The sequence below is a fragment of the Planococcus sp. RAB007_Raresut genome, assembly GCF_057369535.1.
Map to the genome: position 1 here is coordinate 1 of NZ_JBXYIF010000072.1, position 300 is coordinate 300.

Here is a 300-nt window from a genome sequence, read left to right on the forward strand (position 1 = left end):
CAACCGCAGCAGAAAGGACACCACGTGGATTATTTCTTAAGTCCAAGACCCCTGCTTTCAATCTTGGTGAACCAAATTCTTCAATTAGTCGCTTAATCTCATTAGCTGTATCTTGTTGAAAAACTTTAACTTTAAGCACTAGCACTTGATTAGATAGCAATACTGTCTCGATATCTGTTTCTACTTTTTTATTTCTCACCAAAATCACAGTACTTGTGGTGTTCTCTGGTAATATCTGTACTGTGCTACCAATCGAACCATACAGCAAACCTTGTACTTGATCTTGATTTAAACTTTTTA

The 300-nt window shown here is 36.3% G+C and carries 1 protein-coding gene; it reads right to left on the minus strand.

The features are described from left to right. Positions 1–300: S41 family peptidase (locus AC2Q9J_RS17800; RefSeq protein ID WP_499042000.1), on the minus strand; the 300-nt coding region annotated here is incomplete at both ends.